15 protein-coding genes and 1 pseudogene are annotated in these 18,876 nt (G+C 61.2%); 9 read left to right on the forward strand and 7 right to left on the reverse strand.

Annotation, left to right across the window (positions count from 1 at the left end):
* Positions 1-29: 29 nt before the first annotated feature.
* The 5 genes from PVZ80_RS20045 to tagQ all read left to right on the forward strand — a co-directional run bounded on the left by PVZ80_RS20045 (position 30) and on the right by tagQ (position 7,798).
* Positions 30-3,110, forward strand: coding sequence for a serine/threonine-protein kinase (locus PVZ80_RS20045; RefSeq protein ID WP_273864468.1), 3,081 nt, complete (start codon positions 30-32; stop codon positions 3,108-3,110).
* On the forward strand, positions 3,110-3,826 hold the full coding sequence (locus tag PVZ80_RS20050; protein ID WP_009049556.1) for an ABC transporter ATP-binding protein: 717 nt from the start codon (positions 3,110-3,112) through the stop codon (positions 3,824-3,826). Before PVZ80_RS20045 ends, PVZ80_RS20050 begins: the two co-directional genes overlap by 1 nt.
* Positions 3,826-5,013 carry an ABC transporter permease gene (locus tag PVZ80_RS20055; RefSeq protein WP_009049555.1) on the forward strand — a complete coding sequence of 396 codons (1,188 nt, stop codon included), beginning with the start codon at positions 3,826-3,828 and terminating at the stop codon, positions 5,011-5,013. Before PVZ80_RS20050 ends, PVZ80_RS20055 begins: the two co-directional genes overlap by 1 nt.
* A gap of 37 nt (positions 5,014-5,050) precedes the next feature.
* On the forward strand, positions 5,051-6,715 hold the full coding sequence (locus tag PVZ80_RS20060; RefSeq protein ID WP_273864469.1) for a formylglycine-generating enzyme family protein: 1,665 nt from the start codon (positions 5,051-5,053) through the stop codon (positions 6,713-6,715).
* 144 nt (positions 6,716-6,859) lie between these two features.
* Positions 6,860-7,798: a type VI secretion system-associated lipoprotein TagQ gene (gene tagQ / locus PVZ80_RS20065; protein ID WP_009049553.1), complete on the forward strand. Its 939-nt coding sequence runs from the start codon at positions 6,860-6,862 to the stop codon at positions 7,796-7,798.
* A 295-nt stretch (positions 7,799-8,093) separates the two neighbouring features.
* Here the strand turns inward: tagQ and PVZ80_RS20070 are convergent, their stop codons facing one another.
* The 4 genes from PVZ80_RS20070 to PVZ80_RS20085 all read right to left on the reverse strand — a co-directional run bounded on the left by PVZ80_RS20070 (position 8,094) and on the right by PVZ80_RS20085 (position 14,072).
* Positions 8,094-9,053, reverse strand: coding sequence for a TauD/TfdA family dioxygenase (locus PVZ80_RS20070; RefSeq protein ID WP_273864461.1), 960 nt, complete (start codon positions 9,051-9,053; stop codon positions 8,094-8,096).
* A 29-nt stretch (positions 9,054-9,082) separates the two neighbouring features.
* Positions 9,083-9,820 carry a TSUP family transporter gene (locus PVZ80_RS20075; RefSeq protein ID WP_273864462.1) on the reverse strand — a complete coding sequence of 246 codons (738 nt, stop codon included), beginning with the start codon at positions 9,818-9,820 and terminating at the stop codon, positions 9,083-9,085.
* Positions 9,821-10,487: 667 nt separating this feature from the next.
* Positions 10,488-12,944: a membrane-bound PQQ-dependent dehydrogenase, glucose/quinate/shikimate family gene (locus PVZ80_RS20080; protein WP_289960233.1), complete on the reverse strand. Its 2,457-nt coding sequence runs from the start codon at positions 12,942-12,944 to the stop codon at positions 10,488-10,490.
* A gap of 228 nt (positions 12,945-13,172) precedes the next feature.
* Positions 13,173-14,072 (reverse strand): GntR family transcriptional regulator, encoded by a 900-nt coding sequence (locus PVZ80_RS20085; protein ID WP_009049552.1) that lies wholly within the window; start codon positions 14,070-14,072, stop codon positions 13,173-13,175.
* Positions 14,073-14,223: 151 nt separating this feature from the next.
* Between PVZ80_RS20085 and PVZ80_RS20090 the strand changes: the two genes are divergently transcribed.
* Positions 14,224-14,958: an arylsulfatase gene (locus PVZ80_RS20090; protein ID WP_009049551.1), complete on the forward strand. Its 735-nt coding sequence runs from the start codon at positions 14,224-14,226 to the stop codon at positions 14,956-14,958.
* Positions 14,918-15,667, forward strand: coding sequence for a hydroxypyruvate isomerase family protein (locus tag PVZ80_RS20095; RefSeq protein ID WP_038633315.1), 750 nt, complete (start codon positions 14,918-14,920; stop codon positions 15,665-15,667). Before PVZ80_RS20090 ends, PVZ80_RS20095 begins: the two co-directional genes overlap by 41 nt.
* 112 nt (positions 15,668-15,779) lie before the next feature.
* Here PVZ80_RS20095 and PVZ80_RS20100 read toward each other — a convergent pair whose 3' ends face one another.
* The gene (locus PVZ80_RS20100) at positions 15,780-16,250 is read right to left on the reverse strand and encodes a tautomerase family protein (RefSeq protein ID WP_273864464.1); all 471 of its coding nucleotides are present in this window, start codon (positions 16,248-16,250) and stop codon (positions 15,780-15,782) included.
* Positions 16,251-16,578: 328 nt separating this feature from the next.
* Here PVZ80_RS20100 and PVZ80_RS20105 point away from each other — a divergent pair, with 328 nt between their 5' ends.
* Both PVZ80_RS20105 and PVZ80_RS20110 read left to right on the forward strand, forming a co-directional pair.
* A complete protein-coding gene (locus PVZ80_RS20105) occupies positions 16,579-17,304 on the forward strand; it encodes a GlxA family transcriptional regulator (RefSeq protein ID WP_232539731.1) in 726 nt (241 codons plus the stop codon).
* Positions 17,305-17,455: 151 nt separating this feature from the next.
* Positions 17,456-17,635, forward strand: a pseudogene (locus tag PVZ80_RS20110) (EamA family transporter); the annotation flags it as partial.
* 101 nt (positions 17,636-17,736) lie between these two features.
* Here the strand turns inward: PVZ80_RS20110 and PVZ80_RS20115 are convergent.
* Both PVZ80_RS20115 and PVZ80_RS20120 read right to left on the reverse strand, forming a co-directional pair.
* A complete protein-coding gene (locus PVZ80_RS20115; protein ID WP_053269319.1) occupies positions 17,737-17,928 on the reverse strand; it encodes a tautomerase family protein in 192 nt (63 codons plus the stop codon).
* Between the two features lie 74 nt (positions 17,929-18,002).
* On the reverse strand, positions 18,003-18,827 hold the full coding sequence (locus tag PVZ80_RS20120; protein WP_273864465.1) for a transporter substrate-binding domain-containing protein: 825 nt from the start codon (positions 18,825-18,827) through the stop codon (positions 18,003-18,005).
* Positions 18,828-18,876 lie beyond the last annotated feature (49 nt).

Consider the following 18,876-nt stretch of genomic DNA (forward strand, 5'->3'; position numbering starts at 1 on the left):
CATCAGCTGAAGAACGCTCGAGTCTGGACATGGACATTCCCGGCTATGCGATCGAGCGCGAGCTGGGCGAGGGCGCCATGGCCACGGTCTACCTGGCGACCCAGCGCTCGCTGGAGCGCAAGGTGGCGCTCAAGGTCATGGCCGCCGCGCTGGCCGCCGACCGCAGCTTCTGTGAGCGCTTCCTGCGCGAGGGCAAGACCCTGGCGCGGCTCTCCCACCCGCACACAGTGACCATCTACGACATCGGCAATGTCGGCCACTTCTACTACATGGCCATGGAGTACCTGCCGAACGGGACGCTCAAGGAGCGGATTGCCGAGGGGCTCAGCCCGCAGCAGGGCCTGGTCTACCTGCGCCAGATCGCCCTGGCCCTGGGGTATGCCCATGCCCAGGGCCTGGTGCACCGGGACGTCAAGCCGGCCAATATCCTGTTTCGCGCCAACGGTTCGGCGGTGCTCTCGGACTTCGGCATCGCCAAGTCCCTGGAGGACCACACCCAGTTCACCCAGGCCGGTTTCGCCGTGGGCACGCCCAGCTACATGAGCCCCGAACAGGCCCGCGGCCAGCAGATCGACGGGCGCACCGACCTCTACGCCCTGGGGGTGGTGCTCTACGAGATACTCACCGGCAAGCTGCCCTATATCGGCAGCGACTCGCTGTCCACGGCCCTGGCCCACTTGACCGAGCCGCTGCCCGAACTGCCCATCGCCCACGGCCGTTACCAGGGGATTCTGCGCAAGCTGCTGGCCAAGGACCCGGCCGAGCGCTTTGCCGATGCCGATGCGCTGATCGCCGCGCTGGACCATCTGCCGCCCGCCGGGCCGGCCGATGCCGAGGCGACACAGTTGCGCCCACTGCCGTTGCCGGCCACCGCGACGGCCGCCGGGCAATCCGCGACGACCGACCTGGGCGGGCTGGCGCCGGTTTCCCTCGACATGCCGCCGCTCGCTGCGCCAAAGCCCGCGCCTGAACCCGCACCCCAGCCAGCCGCCACAGCCACAGCCACCCGGGCCGCAAGCCTCGGCGCAGAGCCGCCGGCCGGGTCGCGTAGACCGTTATGGGCACTGTTCGGTGTGGTCTTGGCCGGGGTACTGGCCCTGGCTGGCGGGGGCTACTGGTGGCTGCGCCCGGCGCCGCCGGTGGAACCGCAAAACGACCAGGTCGAAGCCAAAAAAACGCCGGCTGGCGATGCGCAGGACTCGCCCGCCAAGACGGCCAGCGCAGCGCAACCGCCGCTGGCGACGAACGCCGATGGTGGCGACCGTCCGCTGCTGATGCCGGGCAAGAAAACCCTGTTCCAGCGCGTGCTGAGCAAGCCCGGCGCGCAGGTGTCCGGTCAGCCCGGGGCGGCGCCCGACGGTGCCGCGCTGCCGGCGTTTTCGGTGCTGTATGTCTATCAGCGCAAGGCGGTGGCGGGTGGCAGCTGGCTGGAGGTCGGCGCCGCCAGCGATGGCCAGCGCGATGGCTGGTTGCCGGCCGAGCAGGTCAGTGACTGGAAACAGAGCCTGGTGCTGAAATTCACCGAGCGCTCCGGTCGTTCGCCGGTCATGTTCCTGCGCGAGGAGAGCAGCCTCGAACGGTTCCTGGCTGACACGGCGCAGGCCCGCGCGGCCCTGCACAAGGCGCAGAACGAAGGCAGCGTGGACCCGCAGATCGTCGCGCTGGAGCCTGTGGCCAGTGCCATCCCCCAGGACCAGTTCTACCTGCTGCCGATTTTCCAGGCCCGAGAGAGCTTCGATGCCAACGGCCAGCCGGTGCAACTGCTCAACGTGGCCTCCATCGACCCCGGCAATACGCCCCAGGGCAAGGCCGAGGGGGCGGCCAGGGCCGGCAGCGATGCCTTCCGCACGGCGATAGTGCTGGTGGTCGACACCTCGGTGTCGATGCAGCCCTACATCGACCGGGTGCGTAAGGTCGTGCAGGCACTGCACCAGCAGATCGCCAGCCGTGGCGACCTGGACAGCGTCAGCTTCGGCCTGGTGGGGTTTCGCAGCAATGTCGAGAAGACCCCGGGCCTGGAATATGTGGCGCAAACCCTGGTGAGCCTGGAGGAGGGTCGCGATCCACAGCGCTTCCTCGAGCTGGCTGGCCAGGTCAAGGCCGCCCAGGTGTCCAGCCACGCCTTCAATGAGGATGCCTTCGCCGGTGTGATGGCGGCGGTCGAGGGTACGGACTGGAGCCCCTATGCCGGGCGGCTGATCCTGCTGGTCACCGACGCAGGCGCCCTGCGCAAGAACGATCCGCTGGGGCGCACCCAGATGAACGAAGCCGAGGTGCGCGAAGCCGCCCTCAGCAAACAGGTCAAGATCTATGCGCTGCACTTGCGCACCGAGGCCGGCCGGAAAAACCACGGCTTCGCCGAGCAGCAGTACCGCAGCCTGACGGCCGACGCCAACCCGCAGATCGGCGACCTGTACATTCCGGTGGCGGGCGGCGATGTCGGTCGCTTCGGCGATACGGTCGCCGAGATCGGCTCGGTATTCGCCGAACAGGTGCATCAGGCGCGCAACAACCAGCTGCCGAGCCTGCCGCCGCTACAGGGGGCCGCGAGCGTCGCGAGCAAGGCCACGGCCATCGGCTACGCCATGCAAATGGACTTTCTCGGCCGCCAGTCGGCGGTCCGTGCGCCGCAGCTGATCACCGCCTGGACCTCCGACCACGACCTGACCAACCCCTCGCTGCCGGCCTTCCAGGTCTGCGTGCTGCTGACCAAGCTGCAGCTCAACGACCTGCAGCAGTCGCTGAAACTGATCGTCGATGCGGCCCGCCGTACCCAGACCTCGCCCAAGGATTTCTTCCAGGAAATCGCCAGCGCCAGCGCCCACATGAGCCGCGACCCGACGCGGTTGAAGCAGGGCGGCAACCTGGTCGAAGGCGGCATCCTCGGCGAGTACCTGGACGGCCTGCCGTATCGCAGCAAATCGCTGAGCATGACCCAGGACCTCTGGCTGTCCCTGAGCGTGGCCGAGCAGCAGGACTTCATCGACGAACTGGAGTCGAAGATCCGCCTGTACGAGACCTTCCACAACGACATTGCCAACTGGGTCCGCTTCGGCGAGGCCCAACCGGGCGATGCGCTGTACCGCGTGCCCCTGGCGACGCTGCCCTGATGTTCAAGCTCAGGGATGTCCGCAAGACCCGCGGCGAGGGGCCACAGCGCTACAGCCTGGTGGTGCCCCAGCTCGACCTGCGCCCGGGTCAGCGCCTGGCCCTGGTAGGCCCCAGCGGCAGCGGCAAGAGCACCTTGCTGGACCTGCTGGCCCTGGTGCTGTCGCCGGACCCGGGCGGCGTCTTCGAATGCCGCGCCGACGACCGTACGCTGGATGTCGCCGGGCTCTGGCGCAGCGGCCGCCAGGATGTGCTGGCCGGGTTGCGCAGCCGGGTCATGGGCTATGTGCTGCAGACGGGCGGGTTGCTGGGGTTTCTCGACGTGCAGCGCAACATCGGGTTGTCGCGGGCGCTGCTCGGCCTGCCGGCCGATGCCACGATCTGGCGCCTGGCCGAGCAGCTGGAAATCGCCGACCAGCTGCACAAGCTGCCGGCGGCACTCTCCGTGGGCCAGCGCCAGCGGGTCAGCATCGCCCGGGCCCTGGCCCATGGACCGAGCATCGTGCTGGCGGACGAGCCCACCGCCTCGCTGGACCCGCTGAACGCCGAACGGGTCATGCAGCTGCTGGTGGCCCAGGCCGAGGAGCGCGGCGTGTGCATCCTGGTCGCCACCCATGACGAGGCGCTGGCCCGGCGCGCCGGGCTGCAGTTGCATCCCTTGCAGGTGCAGCGCGGCGCGGATGGCGGGGTCACCGCGACGCTGGCGGGAGGTGGTTGATGCGGCTTGCCCTGATGGCCCTGCTGGCCTGGCACGACTACCGCGCCGAGGTGCGCTTGTCGGCTTGCGCGGTCCTGGCCCTGGTCGCCGTGCTCGCGCCCTTGCTGGTGCTGTTCGGCCTCAAGTTCGGCCTGGTCACCACCCTGACCGAACGCCTGGAGCGCGACCCCGCCGTGCGCGAAGTGGTGCCCATGGGCGGCGGGCGCTTCAGCGCCCAGGCCATCGCCGAACTGGCCGCGCGTCCCGAAGTCGCCTTCGTCGTGCCGCGTACCCGACAGATCGCCGCGACTGCCGACCTCTACCCGGACTCGGCTGGCCAGGCCTTGACGGTCGAGATGATCCCCACCGCCGCGGGCGACCCGCTGGTGGCGCCCGCGCTGCTGCTCCAGGCGCCGGACCAGGTACTGCTCAGCCAGCGGGCGGCGGAGAAACTCGGGGTCCAGGGCGGCGACGTGCTGAGCGCCGCGTTCGGCCGTCAGGTAGCCGGGCGCCAGGAGTACCAGCGCACCCGCCTGCGGGTGCAGGGGGTCTTGCCACTCGCGGCCTTCCCGCGCGATGCGCTGTTCGCGCCCCTGGCCCTGCTGGAGGCCGCCGAAGACTACCGCGACGGCCAGGCCTGGCCTGGGTATGAGCCACAGCTGAACCCGGCGCGGGTGTATCCGGGGTTCCGTCTCTACGCCGTGGACCTGGACGGCGTGGAGCGCCTGCGCCGGTATTTCGCCGAGCGCGGGCTTGAGGTCGCGACCCAGGCCGGCATCATCGCCCAGGTGCGCTCCCTCAGCCACAACCTGACCCTGGTGTTCTGGATCATCGCCAGCCTGGCCCTGGCCGGGGCCTTCGCGGCGATGACCGCCAGCGCCCTGGCCGCCGTCGAGCGCAAGCGCAGGGCCTTGTCGGTGTTGCGCCTGCTGGGTTTTTCGACCGGCGCCCTGATCGCCTTCGTCGTACTGCAGGCGCTGTACACCGGGGTGTTCGGCCTGCTGCTGGCCTGGGGCTTGTACGGCATGGCCGAAACCGGGCTGAACCGGCTGTTCGCACCGGCGGCGGGGGAGTACGCCTGCCGGCTGCTGCCGGTCCACTACCTGCTGGCCCTGCTGCTGACGCTGCTCTGCTGCCTGCTGGCAGCGGCCTGCGGTGGCTGGCGCGCGGCGCGGATCGAAGCATCGGAAGGATTGCGCGATGTGTAACTGGCCGAGGGTTCTGGTCTGGCTGAGGGCTCTGGTCATGCTGGCGCTGGCCGGCACAGTACAGGCGGAGAGCGCCCCTGCGGATAATCCGAAACCGCTGCCCGATGACCTCAGCCTGCCGCTGCCCTGCGACGGTGAACTGGTGTTCCGCTACGTCTATGTCCTCGCCAAGGGCACCCTGGACGACCGTGAGGTCAATCTCGGCTACCCCTTCAGCGATGACGATCCGGGCTACCGGCAATCCTTCATCTCCGGTTACCGGCGCGACTACATCAACGGTCAGTTCGTCCTCGACGACCTGCCGGCCGACTGGCAAGCCAGGATCGCCCCGGCCCTGCCCAAGAGCGGGGCCGACAGTCTGCTCAAGCCGATGTTCTATTTCGTCGGCAAATACGAGGTCACCGAGCGCCAATACGCCCTGGTCATGGCCCAGGAGGCGGCCTTGGCGGGGCAGGGCGAGGCACCGGCCTGCGCCCCCATGAACGACATGTCTGCGCGTTTGCCCAAGGTCAAGCTGTCGCGCCTCGAGGCCGAGCGCTTTGCCGCGGTGTACAGCGCCTGGTTGCTCAAATACCACCGTGACCGGTTGCCGGTCAGCGGCCGTGGCAAAGCAGCCGAGGACGGCGGCATGGGCTTCGTCCGCCTGCCGACCGAAGTGGAGTGGGAATTCGCCGCCCGCGGTGGCCAGGCGGTCAGTCGCCAGGCGTTGGAGGCGCGGTTGTTTCCGCGCAAGGTGCAAGGCAGCGACAGCGATGGCCCGCTAGGGGACTGGGCAGTGTTCAGCCAGGTCGCCGGGGGCACGGGGCAGGGCGCGCGGCTGTTGCCGATCGGGCTGAAAAACCCCAATCCATTGGGACTGTTCGACGTGATCGGCAATGCCGCGGAGATGGTCCAGGAGTCCTTCCAACTGGTCCACGCCGGCCGCCGCCAGGGCAGTTACGGCGGCTTCGTGGTCAAGGGCGGCAACTACCTGGAAGGCGAGCTGACGCTGTTCACCGGCATGCGCCGGGAGTATCCGCTGTTTGCCGCCGACGGCAGCGAACAGCGCAACGCCACCACCGGTTTCCGGGTGGCGCTGGGGGCGTTGTCGGCACCGCGCTCCCGCTACGAGGAACTGTTCGAGCAGTGGCAGCAGGAGGGCCGCCTGGCAGGCCTGACCGATGAAATCGAGGCTGCCGAAGACCCGACCCAATTACTGGACAGTCTCATCGCCAGCAGCACCGACCCGAACCTGCAGGTCCGCCTGGCGCGGGTGAACGAAGAACTCAAGCGCAACGTGTCGCTGATCGCCCGGCAGCGCGAGGAGGCCGCCGGCAACCTGATCCAGTCGGCGGCCCTGGTGGCCGAGACCGTCAACAACTACAACATTCGCCTGACCAACCTGAAGAAGGATCGCGATCAGGCGCGGGCCGCCCAGGACGAAGCCACCGCCAAGCTCTATGAAACGGCTATCGCCAATGGACGCAGTGCGCTCGAGGGTGCCCTGGCGATCTACATCGACAACCTGGCGAACGGAACGCGCTACACCGACGCGGTGATCCAGGCGCAGTTCCAGCGGACCCGGGAAGAGCTCAATCACAAGCCGGTGCTGGGAAAAAGCCTGGTCGCCCGGGCCACGCTTTTCGTCAGGCACGTGGGCCAGTTTCGCCAGCAGCGCCGAGCCGATCCGGAGACGATCCTGAAGGAGCTGCTTGGACCCTGAGCAGGGTGTCGGAACGGTCGCCGGTGGCGGCGAAGACCAGCTAGGCTGGATGTAGCGTCGGCAGGCTTCGCTCACGTTGGACAGCGCTCACGCTGCGCAGAAGCCGAAACGGAATTGATACGCACAAAAAGGAGAGACATGACCATGGATACTTCACTCAAGAACTGCGCTTCGATCCTTGCTCGTACCCTGCCGTTGCCTACCGCGGTCTGCTGCGCCCTGCTGCTGGGCGGATGCGCGGGCTTCGGGGCTCCAAGCTCGAAGGTCGCGGCCCAGACCAAGGTCGAGTACTACCCGCAATGCTATGAGCCGGTCAGCCAGCTGCGCAGTTCCGACAAGTCGATGACCAAGTCGGTGGCCACCGGCGCCATTGCCGGTGGCCTGCTCGGCGGCCTGACCGGGGCCCTGGTCGGCAATAGCGGCGATGCCGGCCGCAATGCCCTGATAGGCGCCGCCGCCGGGGCCCTGGTCGGCGGCGCGACCGGCTACTACAGCGAACGCCAGAAGCAGATCAGCGACGACCGTGCGCGCATTGCTTCCTACGCCAGCGACATCGACCACAGTACCGGCGAAATCGACCGCAGCATCAGCTACACCCGTACCGCGCAGAACTGCTACCAGCGTGAGTTCACCTCACTGCTCAATGCGCGCAAGACGAAGAAGATCAGCGACAGCGAAGGGCGCCTGCGTCTGGCCGAGATCGTCAGCGGCCTGAAGGAAACCAACGAGCTGATGGCCGCCGTGGACGGGCGTGCGGGCGAGAGCATCGATGTCTACACCCAGGCCTATGAGAAAGACCTGCAGACGGTCGGTGTGCAACGCCAGGACGTCGCCCAGGTGGCCGCCGTGAAGCCTCCGGCCGCCACCGATAAGAAGGCGACCAACAAGAAGGCCAGCGTCAAGCCGACGACGAAGAAGAATGTGCCCAAAGAAGCCGTCACCACCGAGCGCACCTTGCAGCAAGCCACGGCCAAGCGTGAGGAAGGCCAGAAAATCGCTGCCCGTGGCCAGACCATGGTCAATGACGTGTGCAGCAACCCCGACATGGGTGACTGGGCACCGCCTGCTTGCTCGAAAGCCTGATGCGAGAAAAGGGGCAGCGGGAAGGTCCTGTCTAGGTTCATCACCGGCAGGACTCTGGCAAGGAGGTGGGCCTCTGCCCAAGGCTTGGGCGGTGGGTCACATCACGGCGATGCTGGCTCCTGAGGGAATCGGGAGCACAGCATCCGGGATCAGATAGGTGCTTTGAATAGGAGGTTCATGGGGCAGTTAGAACTTATCTGAAAACCATAAACCACTACCCGCTTGGCACGCTAAAAGGAAGATGAAGGTTCTCTTGAAAGTATCAGTCAGGGCACTGTCAAGGTAACGTCAGTGGTCAGTATTGCTCGACAAGCCTATCAAGTTCGTCGTGAGCTTTTGATAAGCGCTTGTTCGATTGATAGTGAATGCCGCAGGTGTATTCGATAAATGAATGCTCTGCATTTTCATGCTGGGCAATATTGTATTTCTGAAAAGGCAGCATGGCTCTACGTACCGGTGACTGATCCAATATGTTCTTGAATGTAGCGCTTGAGTCATCAGCAACCCAGAGCCGTCTTACTTTTCTTTTCTGGTTGCCATCGATGAATTTATGACGAGCGTGCAGGACCCTCAGGTTATCCATGACCAGAATATCCCCAGGTTCAAGGCTGATAGGGGTGATGTAATTCTCGTTGCTGGAGTAGTGGTTCTGGATGTAGTTGAAAGCAGCGTCGGCCCATTCAGGAATGAAGGCGGTGCTGTCATACCTGTAGCGGATTCTTAATGTGTCGTCATTGATTTTTTCGAATACCGCGCAGTCTATGGACAACAAGTCGTCCCGGCAGTAGGTGACACTGCCGCTGGTCATCAATATCTTCAATGTGTCAGCATGATTTAAAAGCAGGTCATTGTAGATTTTCTGCCCGTCAACCAGAAAGTTGTCTCCGCCAAACTCGGGCTTCGAAACACACTGGAGGATGACAAACTTGGGCGGCGTGATTTTTTTTGCCGTGCCATCTACATAGGCCATCCCATTCAAAAAAGACCCGTCGGTATGCGGGAAGAAATCGCTCGACAGTTCACCATGGTAATCATCCTTGAAACTCTGCCAGTCCTTGTTTATTGGCTCGCCGCCGCCCACCACACCATGTTCATCGGACTTCGTATGGAACTGAATCAGTCCAAACTTGCCGGCTGTCTCTCTAAAGGCTTCCAGAGAGTGGTCTTGAGGCTTGATAACGCAATATCCATGTTCTTTAAGAAAAAGGGAGATTCCTTTGTGGTCAAAAAAATCAAACTTCTTGCTTATAGTCATTTCACACTCCTTGTCTTGATGGAAAACTTTTACATGCCATTGAAAAAATGATCGAAGATCATTTTCAAGCCAAAAAACGTCACCCCCGCTTTCAACAGCATGGCGCCTACACGCTGCGATATACGGTCTCTGAGAAACCCACCGAGGTATGAGCCGAGTGTGGATGCGGTAATCATGATTAATATGAGGTTTGCGTAATCCATGAACGCAAAACCGGCAATAATAAAGGCCGCGACCTTCAACCCGTGGAGCACGCTCATTTGCATGGCGTGGGTTACGATCACTTCGTTTTTATTAATATTCATCTTCATCAAGATGGGCTGTGATATCAAACCGGTTACAGCCACGAAAAGTGAAAGAAATGTTTGAAAGAAGCCGACTATCGCAAAGTTTTTAAATACAAATCCCAGGCGTGCGACGATCTTGGTCCAGGTGATTGCCAGAATAAAAAAACCGAGGATCAGTGACAGATATTGTTCGGGGAATTTCCCGATGAAAAAATAGCCTATGAATGCTCCGATAAGACAGCCGATAACATACCTAGGCAGGATTTCTATTTTTGCACTCTTGTAATCAAAGGCGAATCTGCTGCCATTGCTCACCATTTGAATCAAACCGTGAACCGGTACAACCGCAGAGATGGGGATGAATTGAGGCATTACCGCAAGCAATCCAATCCCGCCGCCAACACCAATGGCTGCCGTCATGAATGAAGTGATAAAACTGACGCCCACCAGCAGATATAAGCCATCAGAGAGTTCGAGCATTATTAGTTCCTGTCCAGTTTTATTAAGGTTAAAACGCGCATCACGATACGTTGGCTTTTCACGGAGTTACTTATCCCCAGGCAAGCGCCTAGGAACGCTCTGGAGTAATCAGGCGCTTCAAGGCGAACTCAGCCATTACTTATTTGCAGCTAATGAAATGATCGGAAATGCGTAGTCCGTTCGTTTGTTTCAGGTTCCAGGCCACGGCGAGTTTTTGCGCTGTGGATGTTGCTTTGTTGCCAGCCGGATACTTTTTCAACGCGACAAGGTTTCCGCCCCTGTTCAAACGGGGCGTAAAGTCTGGCTGATATGTGACTATGGGGTTGGTGTGACAGGCCGTAGCCCAATCACTCTGTTCATCTCGGAAAGTCAGATTGTCATCAATATAAAATTGATGGTGTGTTGTGTTGATCAACTTCCCTTGCGGGTGAAACCTCCCTTATATCAATATTCAGCTCTTTCACCCGGACACGGTCTGCCGAGTCACATGGCGGGGCCATGTTGTCGGCGAAACGACAAGTGTGTGCTAGAGGCTATCGCTCTTTAATAAACTGAGAGGCTCCATGCTATGACTAAAGTCCTCGTCGGGCGCAGGAGGTAGAACATTCATATGTTTTACATCCCTGTCCGACACTGTCATGGCGAGCCATCTCAGGCAAAACGCGATTCACTTCTCGGGCAGGGCCCAGGCGATGATGCTGTCACCCAGCTTGGTTGGAATCCGGTCATGACCGCCGACCACGGCCACGACGTACTGTCGGCCTTGGCTCATGTAGGTCAAGGGTGAAGCCTGATTGCCTGCGGGGAGGCGTTCCTCCCACAGCAGTTCTCCACTTTCACTGTTATAAGCCCGCATGAAACGATCGATGGCGGCACCGATAAACGTCACGCCTCCGGCTGTCGTCACGCCCGTCGCGTCGCTCGGCGTACCGATTTCGAAGCGCATCCGCGAGGCGATTCCCCAAGGCCCGCTGTCATACCCCGTACCGAACGGGCGGCTCCAGACGACATCGCGCGTGCGCAGGTCGATACCGGCAATGAAGCCCCAGGGTGGCGCGATGCACGGCTGGTCAAGGGAGGACATCCATGGATCCTTGATGGCGCCGTAAGGCAGCCCGGCCTGGACGCGGAAGCCTTGGCTGTTGCCCGGCGATTCCTGGAACGACTTGGCATTGATGGCGTCGAGTTGTTCGCGGGGAACCAGCCCCTGCATATAAGGGAGCCGCTGGTTGTTGATGATCAGCAGGCCGCGCTTGAGGTCGACCATCACGCCTCCCCAGTTCAAACCGCCGTGATGGCCGGGGAAAATCAGGCTTTGCTGGCCCACGACCGGCGGGGTGAAGATCCCTTCGTAGCGTGCCTGGCGAAACTCGAGGCGACATTGCATCTGATCGAAAGGCGTCAGCCCCCAGGCATCGGTCTCGGTCAGTACTTCCGGGGTTTTCGATGGGCGCCCCATGGTGCTCGGCATATCGGGCGAAAGTGGCTGGGTGGCCGCGGTGTAGTCTCCGGGCGCGGTTCCCTGGGGCACGGGAGATTGCACGACATCCACCAGCGGTTCGCCGGTGGCGCGGTCAAGCACGAACAACTGGCCGGATTTGGTGGCTTGAATGACGGCCGGGCGTGGTCCCGTGGCGGTAGGGAAGTCAATCAGACTGGGTTGTGGGCTCAGGTCGTAGTCCCACAGATCGTGGTGAACGGTCTGGAAATGCCATTTGACCTTGCCAGTGGCCGCATCCAGCGCGACCAGGGAGGAGCTGAACTTGTCCTCTTGTTCGGTGCGAGTACCGCCATAGAAGTCGCCGGCTGCGTTGCCGGTGGTGATATACACCAACCCGAGTTCATCGTCGGCGGAAAGCGGTGCCCAGGAGTTGGGTGTGCTGAGGGTGTAGGTCTCGTCGTCGCGAGCGGGAGCATTGGTGTCCGGGCGACCCAGGTCCCAGGCCCATTTCTGTTTGCCGGTGACAGCGTCGTAGCCGCGTACCACGCCCGAGGGGGCAGGGCGTACATCCGAGTCAAGGACTCGGCCGCCGGTGATCACCACTCCGCGAATGACGATGGGGGCGGAGGTGATGCCCGTCGAGCCTTTCCTGAAGGTACCCAGGCCGTCTTTCAAATCCGCAAAACCAGCGTTGCCGAAGTCGGGGCACGCCTGGCCCGTCAAGGCGTCTACCGCGCCCAGGCGAATATCGTTGGTGCCCCAGATGATGCGCGAGGCGCACAGGCCGCTGGCATTGGGCACTTCGAAATAGGAGACGCCACGGCAGTAGGCACCGCCATTGGCGAAGTAGTCCGGGTCGACTTTGGAGTCGAACCGCCAGTTCTCCTTCCCGGTGGTGGCATCCAGGGAAATGATGATTTGCTTCGGGGTGCAGGTGTAGAGCGAGTTGCCCACCTTGATCGGCGTGGCCTCGTTCAGGTACTTGGTCTTTTCGCCGGGTTGCTTCACGTCGCCGTGGTGGTACTCCCAGGCCTTCACCAGGCCCGACACATTCGAGGGGGTGATTTGCGATGCGGCGGAATAGTGGTTGCCCAGGTTGGAGCCTGCGTAGGCGGTCCAGTTGGTCTCGTCGTGTGACGCGGCAATATTGCCGTCCGGTGAGGTCACCGTACTGCGACTGAAGGATTGTCCGGGGGGCGTCGTGGCGAGCGTCGAGTCGGCAAGGTGAACAGTGTTCGGGAAGAACAGCGGCACCAGGATCGTGCCGCCCATGAGGATCGGCAGCAGGCCCATGATGGTGAAGTAACGGCTTCTGCTGACGTTGGCAAAGTCACGCCGCACCACGGGCCAGAACGCCAGGAACGGAATGCTGAGAACGGCCAGCCAGGCCAGGCGTGGAATGAAGGCCCAGCCGTTGTACCCGGACTCCCAGATCGCCCAGGCGTAGGTGGCCAGGGCAGCTGCGCCATACAGGTAGAGGCCGAGGGATTTTTTCAGGCCGATGAGGATGGCCGATAACAACAGGGCGGTGCCCATCATGGCGTAATAGGGTGATCCGCCAGCGCTCGCCAGGGCGCCGCCTTTATAGGCCAGTGTCACTCCAAGCAGGGCAACCAATACGGTGTACCCCCCGAACAGAAGGTTCGAGGCTCCCGCCCCTCTACCCAACGTCCTTTCGTTCATTGCAATCATCCCTGTGCGATTCGATATGGCTACGTTTCCGAGCGGCGCGCATAATTGCTCATTGTTATAATGAAATACAATATGCGACGAAAAATTTAACTGAATCGTCGGGATGGGCGGTGTTTTTGTATTTTGTGTTGAGTGGGAACAATCGTGGTAAGCTGGCCGGCGGATGATTGGAGCGCTCCGACAAAGCCTCGATCAGTCAACGGGTGTCAGGGGCGCGCTCTATATCCCCTCATCTGGCATGACGTCCTGTTGAGTCTTGAGACGACCTACTTCGTCCAGATGCTTCCAGAGAAATTGCGCGGCTTCTTCGCGCCGATCAGATTCGATGAGGTCGAGCAAATGGATGTGCTCCTGGCATTGCGCCATAAGACGGGTGCGGTCGACGTTGGCCTTGTAGCCGATGAAGCGCCTGAGCTGATTCTGCTGGCGTATGGCATCGATGAAAAACACATTGCCGGAGCACTGCACGATCAGTTCGTGAAACTGGGCGCCCACCTGGAACAGCTGGGCACGGGACAAGGTCTGGATATCCCCGTCGAGCAGGGCCTGCTGTTGCTGCCTGGCCTGGGCGAACGCGGCGTGATTGACCTGATAACCCGGCTCGAGCAGGGCCGCCGGTTCGATGGCCATGCGGAAGCGGTAGCTCTGGATGTGTGCCTGGGCGTTATGCACGAAGTCCTTCAGACCCCATCCTTGCCCCGGCTTGCGTTCCACCATGGCTTCGCTGGCCAGCCTGTTCAAGACCTTGAGCAACTGCCCGCGCGGCACTTCGTAACGGCGCAGCAGTTGGGCTTCGAAAAAGTGCTCAGGTATCTCGCCCCCCAGAATGTCGTCGACCACCCGAAGGTAAAAGTCTTCGAAAGGATCGCTGGCGAGCGGGAAGGTCGTTTCTTGAATCTGCCCGGCGTCTTGTTTCAGAAAGTAGCCACGATTGGGTTCCTGGATGGCGAGGTCCCATTCCGCGAGCAAGGCAAACACTCGCCGGACCGGCGAGCGCGAAACACCCAGCGCCTGGGCAAACGTCTGCTCGCGCAACGGCTCGCCGGCTTTCATCGAGCGCGCGCGAATCATCTCGATAACGCGGGGGGCCAACTGCAAGGCGAGGTCTTTCTTGATCACAGGCTCTCTCTCGGATGAATGACGTCAGTCCGTTTCCGCTGGGGCGGGTGCCCCCACCGGACTGGAGTTGGAAAATACCATACGAAGGTGTGGGGATCTGCACAAAGAGCACTGGCGGATGGGGCGAACAATCTGGTCGAGGTACATGAGCATGAAGGCTCCACGTATTTTCCTGATCCACGCGACGGCACTGGCGATCGATCCGATCGCGACGGCCTTTGCCCGGCATTGGCCGCAGGCACAGGTGATCAATCTGCTCGAAGACTCGTTGTCCCGGGACCGCGTGGAGGAGGGCGAACTGACCGCGAGCATGAAGGCGCGCTTTCTGACGCTGTCCCATTACGCCGTGCAAAGCGCAGCGGACGCGATTCTGTTTACCTGCTCGGCTTTTGGCGATGCCATCGACCTGTGCAAGCCCGAGATTGCCATTCCACTACTCAAGCCGAACGAAGCCATGATCAACCTGGCTCTCACGCAAGCATCGCGTATTGCGGTGCTGGCGACGTTCGAGCCGACCATCGTCTCGATCATGGCCGAGTTCAGGCAAGCGGCTGAGCGCAGCGGTCGAGCGCTGGAGCTGGTGCCCTATTTTGTCCCTGGGGCGATGCAGGCGTTGAGTGAAGGGGACAAGGAAGGTCACGATCGCGCCATCGCACAAATGGCCACTCAGGTCGACGCCTGCGACCTGATCTGTTTCGCCCAGTTTTCAATGACCAGCGCCGCAGGGCAGGCGCAGGCTCGCTCCGGTCTGCCGGTGTTGACTACGCCCGACAGTGCGGTGCTGGAGATGCGCAGGATGCTTCAGGCCGATGATTTCATTTCTTCCCAGGACGGATGTTTACCCCATGCTCAAGTTCAATGCTCATCTCGGTTTCCAGTTCAATGAATGGCCTTTTCTGCAGCGCATCGAGGCTGCCGCCGCCGCTGGTTTTCGGGCGGTGGAGTTCCCGTCGCCCTATGAGTTCGACGCCAGTCTCCTGGCCGACCACCTGGCTCAGCACAGCCTGTCGTTGATTCAGTTCGCGGCACCGGCCGGGGTTACCAAAGGCATCGCTGCCTTGCAGGGCAAGGAAGAAGAGTTTCGCGACGGCTTGCGCCAGGCTGTGAGCTACGCCAAGGCGCTGGCGTGTTCGGATGTCCACATCATGTCAGGAGTGACGACACAGGATGAGGCGGCGCTTACCTTTGGGAGCAACCTGGAGTACGCAGTCAAATACTTCGAAGACCAGGGGCTGCGGCCGCTTATCGAAGTGATCAGTGCGCAGGCGATGCCGGACTACTACATGTCTGACTTCGACAAGGCGCATCAGGTGCTGGAGCGCTTTGCGAGTGTCGGGCTGATTCTCGATCTTTACCATGCCCAGCTTCTGACCGGAGATGCAGCCGGGGTTCTGGCCCGGTTTTATGACAGGACCGTCCATGTGCAAATTGCCGACTGCCCGGGCCGTCACGAGCCGGGAACGGGGAGCATGGACTTTGCTGCCTTGTTCGCGGCGCTGGAGCAGCGTGGCTACCCAGGATGGATCGGCTGTGAATACCGCCCCTCCGGCGCTACTGTTGCGAGCCTTGACTGGATCAAGCAGCTAAGTGCCTAGGTTCTGTGCGAGACCCTTTGAAAAGCTGAATAGGTAGAGATGGCGGCGATTCTACCCATTCAGCTTTTCAATCGCCGCCATCAAAGGCAGAAGCCCCAGGTAGCTACAGTGGTTATATCTGCTGGGGTGAAGTGTCTGTCACAACATCCTGACGTGCGTAACCGGCAACCCTGACGAAATCCGACAGATGCCAGATATCGCCGTTAGCGGCCCAGGTCCCATCCACCACGTCGTTTATCACGATGGAGGTCATCAGCACACGAGGATCGTCCGCGCTCAGGCAACCGGCAATTGCCTTATGCAGTACTGCGGCGTAGTGAGCCCGGCGCCCGGCATTCAATTCTCCGGCAGGAGCCAGTACCTGTATGTGGCAGGGTATGAATTGGTCGAAGTCGCTACGCCCACCACACATCCAGCGTGAATCAGCAACCTCATCGAGCATGACCCAACACAGAAGCCGCTGACGAGGATCATTGCCGAGCCCGGTGGCTTCTACTGCTGCGCAGTCAACAGCTGCCAGAAGTTGTTGAATGGTGCCTTCGCTCAGCACATTGGCGGGCAGTTTAATCGTGATGTTTGGCATGAATGGATGTTCCTGATGAGAGGGACACCATTGAAGCGTTATCCGCTTTGAGGCGGAATTGGCTGATCAGACATCTTTCGTGCAGAATCGGCCAATGAACGATTTCATTGTTGTTGTCCCCCCTGGGGCGTTTGCCTCCAGCGTCACGTTGTCCTTGGACATACTTTCAACTGCATCAAAGTTGGCGCCACGGCTAGGTTTGCCAGAGCCACGCTGGATTGTCTGCTCAACAGTAGAGGGGCCCATTTCATTAGGTGGAGGTCTGAGTCTGCTCACGCAGAGGTTGACACTCCCGTCTGATGGACGAGCCTGCTGGATTCTTCCTGGGTTGGATGTTGATGATTCGACTGAGTTGGAGTCGAGTTTGCTGCAGCCTGAGATTGAGTCAGTGCTGGCCGCTTTACGTCAGCATGTGGCCGCTGGCGGGACTGTTGCGGCGTCATGTTCAGCCGTATTTCTCTTGCACGCAGCTGGACTGACTGAAGGGAAGACGGTTACGACGACTTGGTGGCTGGCCGCCACATTGCGGCAGCTAGCGGCAGGTTGCTGTAACGTCGACCCGGACCGTATGGTGATTGAGGATGCTCCCCTGGTTACTGCGGGCGCAGCCTTGGGACACACCGATTTATTGATGCACTTGATCGGCCAACGTTTTGGTCCGGAACTGGTCGCCGCAGTGGCCAAAGCTTTGCTTCTAAACCAGCGGCAGTTGCAATCACCCTTTATGGTGCCGGCGTTGATGGCACATGGTGAGCTGATTGCGCAGCTGATCGCTCATGTCGAGGTGTCGCTTCCAATGCCGGTGAGTGTTGATTCTCTGGCGGAAAAGATGCGAATGAGTACACGAACGCTATCCAGGCGGGTATCCAAGGCTACAGGGCATGGGCCTTTGCACTTAATTCGAACTGTCCAGTTGAATAAGGCGCGAGCGCTACTGGAAAGTAGTCGATGCTCGGTGGAGTCTGTCGCCGAGCAAGTGGGTTTCAGCGATCCAACGGCTTTGCGCCGCCTCTTGAAGAAGCACTTGAATGCGACTCCGAGACAACTGAGGTAGTGCAACTCAACGGGCGAACGGGATTAGCGATCTGTTGCCGCACAAATGGGCAACCGTTTGAACATCCAGAGTGGTTGGCCTGATGCTTGTCAGTCGTTCAATTGGTATCGCGATGTCGACGTAGCCACTCATCGACGACTTCTCCGAGAGTCTCAGCCCGGTCATTCTGTCGTTCGTATTCATCATCTTTCCAGTATTCGCCGTCCTTCTCGGCGCCTGGTACGAAGGCACGCCCATCTCTCGACAGTTGATCCTCTATTCGCTGTTGCTGCTGGCAGGCTTTGCCATCACCAAATTGCCGGTAGAACGGCTTCTCGGATGGGGCAGATAAGCAATGGGCATTCTGAATGCAGGCAATCTCTCGGTGGTCAGGGGCGGATTGCCAGTTCCTCATGCCCAGAAACTCCCCTGACAACGGCTAGAGAGGCTGGGCTAGTCGGGTGCAGGTGAGTACAAGCGTCCAGCTCGGGCCCAGTCCTGGGGGGCGGTTTCGGTAAAGATCACGTCGACGGATTCAGTCGCACACTTCAGGATTTCGGCGGCCAGCCGAGTCGCTTCGGCGGCGTACAAGGCTTTCTGCTGCTGCGTTCGGCCTGGCAGGAGTTCGACCCGGATAATGGGCATGACGACATCCTCAACGAAACGATGGGGGGAGGAGAGCGCCGGCCAACCAGCGAAGGTCCGGCGCTGTTCTCCGTTCACTTGATGGGTTCGGCCTTGAACGAGCGATTCATCTTGTACAGGGTTTGCGCGCCGAGCCACTTGTCGAAAATCGCCTGGCTTTCGCCGGACACTTCCATGTCCTGCAAGGCGCCATTGACGGCCTGGAGCATGGCCTTCTGGCCTTTTCGCACCCCCAGCCCCCACACCTCGCGGCCGATTGCAGGCTGAACGATGGCGTAGCTGGATGCATTGGCGCCGAGACGGCTGGCAAGTTTATGGAAGGTCTCTTCGGAGGTGCTGAAACCCTCGACCTTGCCTTGCATCAGGGCGGTGAAAGCCGTCGATACATCCTCGAAGCCGATGGCCGTGGCGGTGGGTATCTGCTCCTTGATGTAGTTCTCGCTGATGGAGCCCTTCACGAAGCTGATTCGCTTGCCCGCCAGATCGCCGATAGAGGTGAAGCCACGGCTGCTCCGTGCCGCGACAATGTTCTGGCTGACGTAGTAGGCATCCGAGTAGTCGATTTGCCCGGCGCGTTGTGCCGAGTACGCCAGGCCGGCTGCCAGCAGGTCCATATGGCCCTGTTGCAGTTGGGGGATTCTCGCCTCGATGGATACCGGCTTGATATCCGCCTTGACGCCGAGTCTCTTGGCGACCGCATTGCAGATATCCACGTCATAACCGACGACGGCTCGACTGCCGGTGTCCGTGTAGCCAAAGGGTTCGAAAATATCCAGGACCCCGCAAAGCAGTGTCCCCTTGGTTTTGACATCAGCCAGCTGGTCCGCACGCACCTGGGCCGTGGCCAGAAAAAAGCAACCTGCAATCACCGGAATCAGGACCACTGTTCGAAGTTTCATTGCGACATCCTCAGATTTCTTGTACTGAAATTTGCATGGCCTGTTGAGC

This window comes from Pseudomonas sp. B3G-3, from assembly GCF_028640915.1.
GTDB classification, from domain to species: Bacteria; Pseudomonadota; Gammaproteobacteria; order Pseudomonadales; family Pseudomonadaceae; genus Aquipseudomonas; species Aquipseudomonas chlororaphis_I.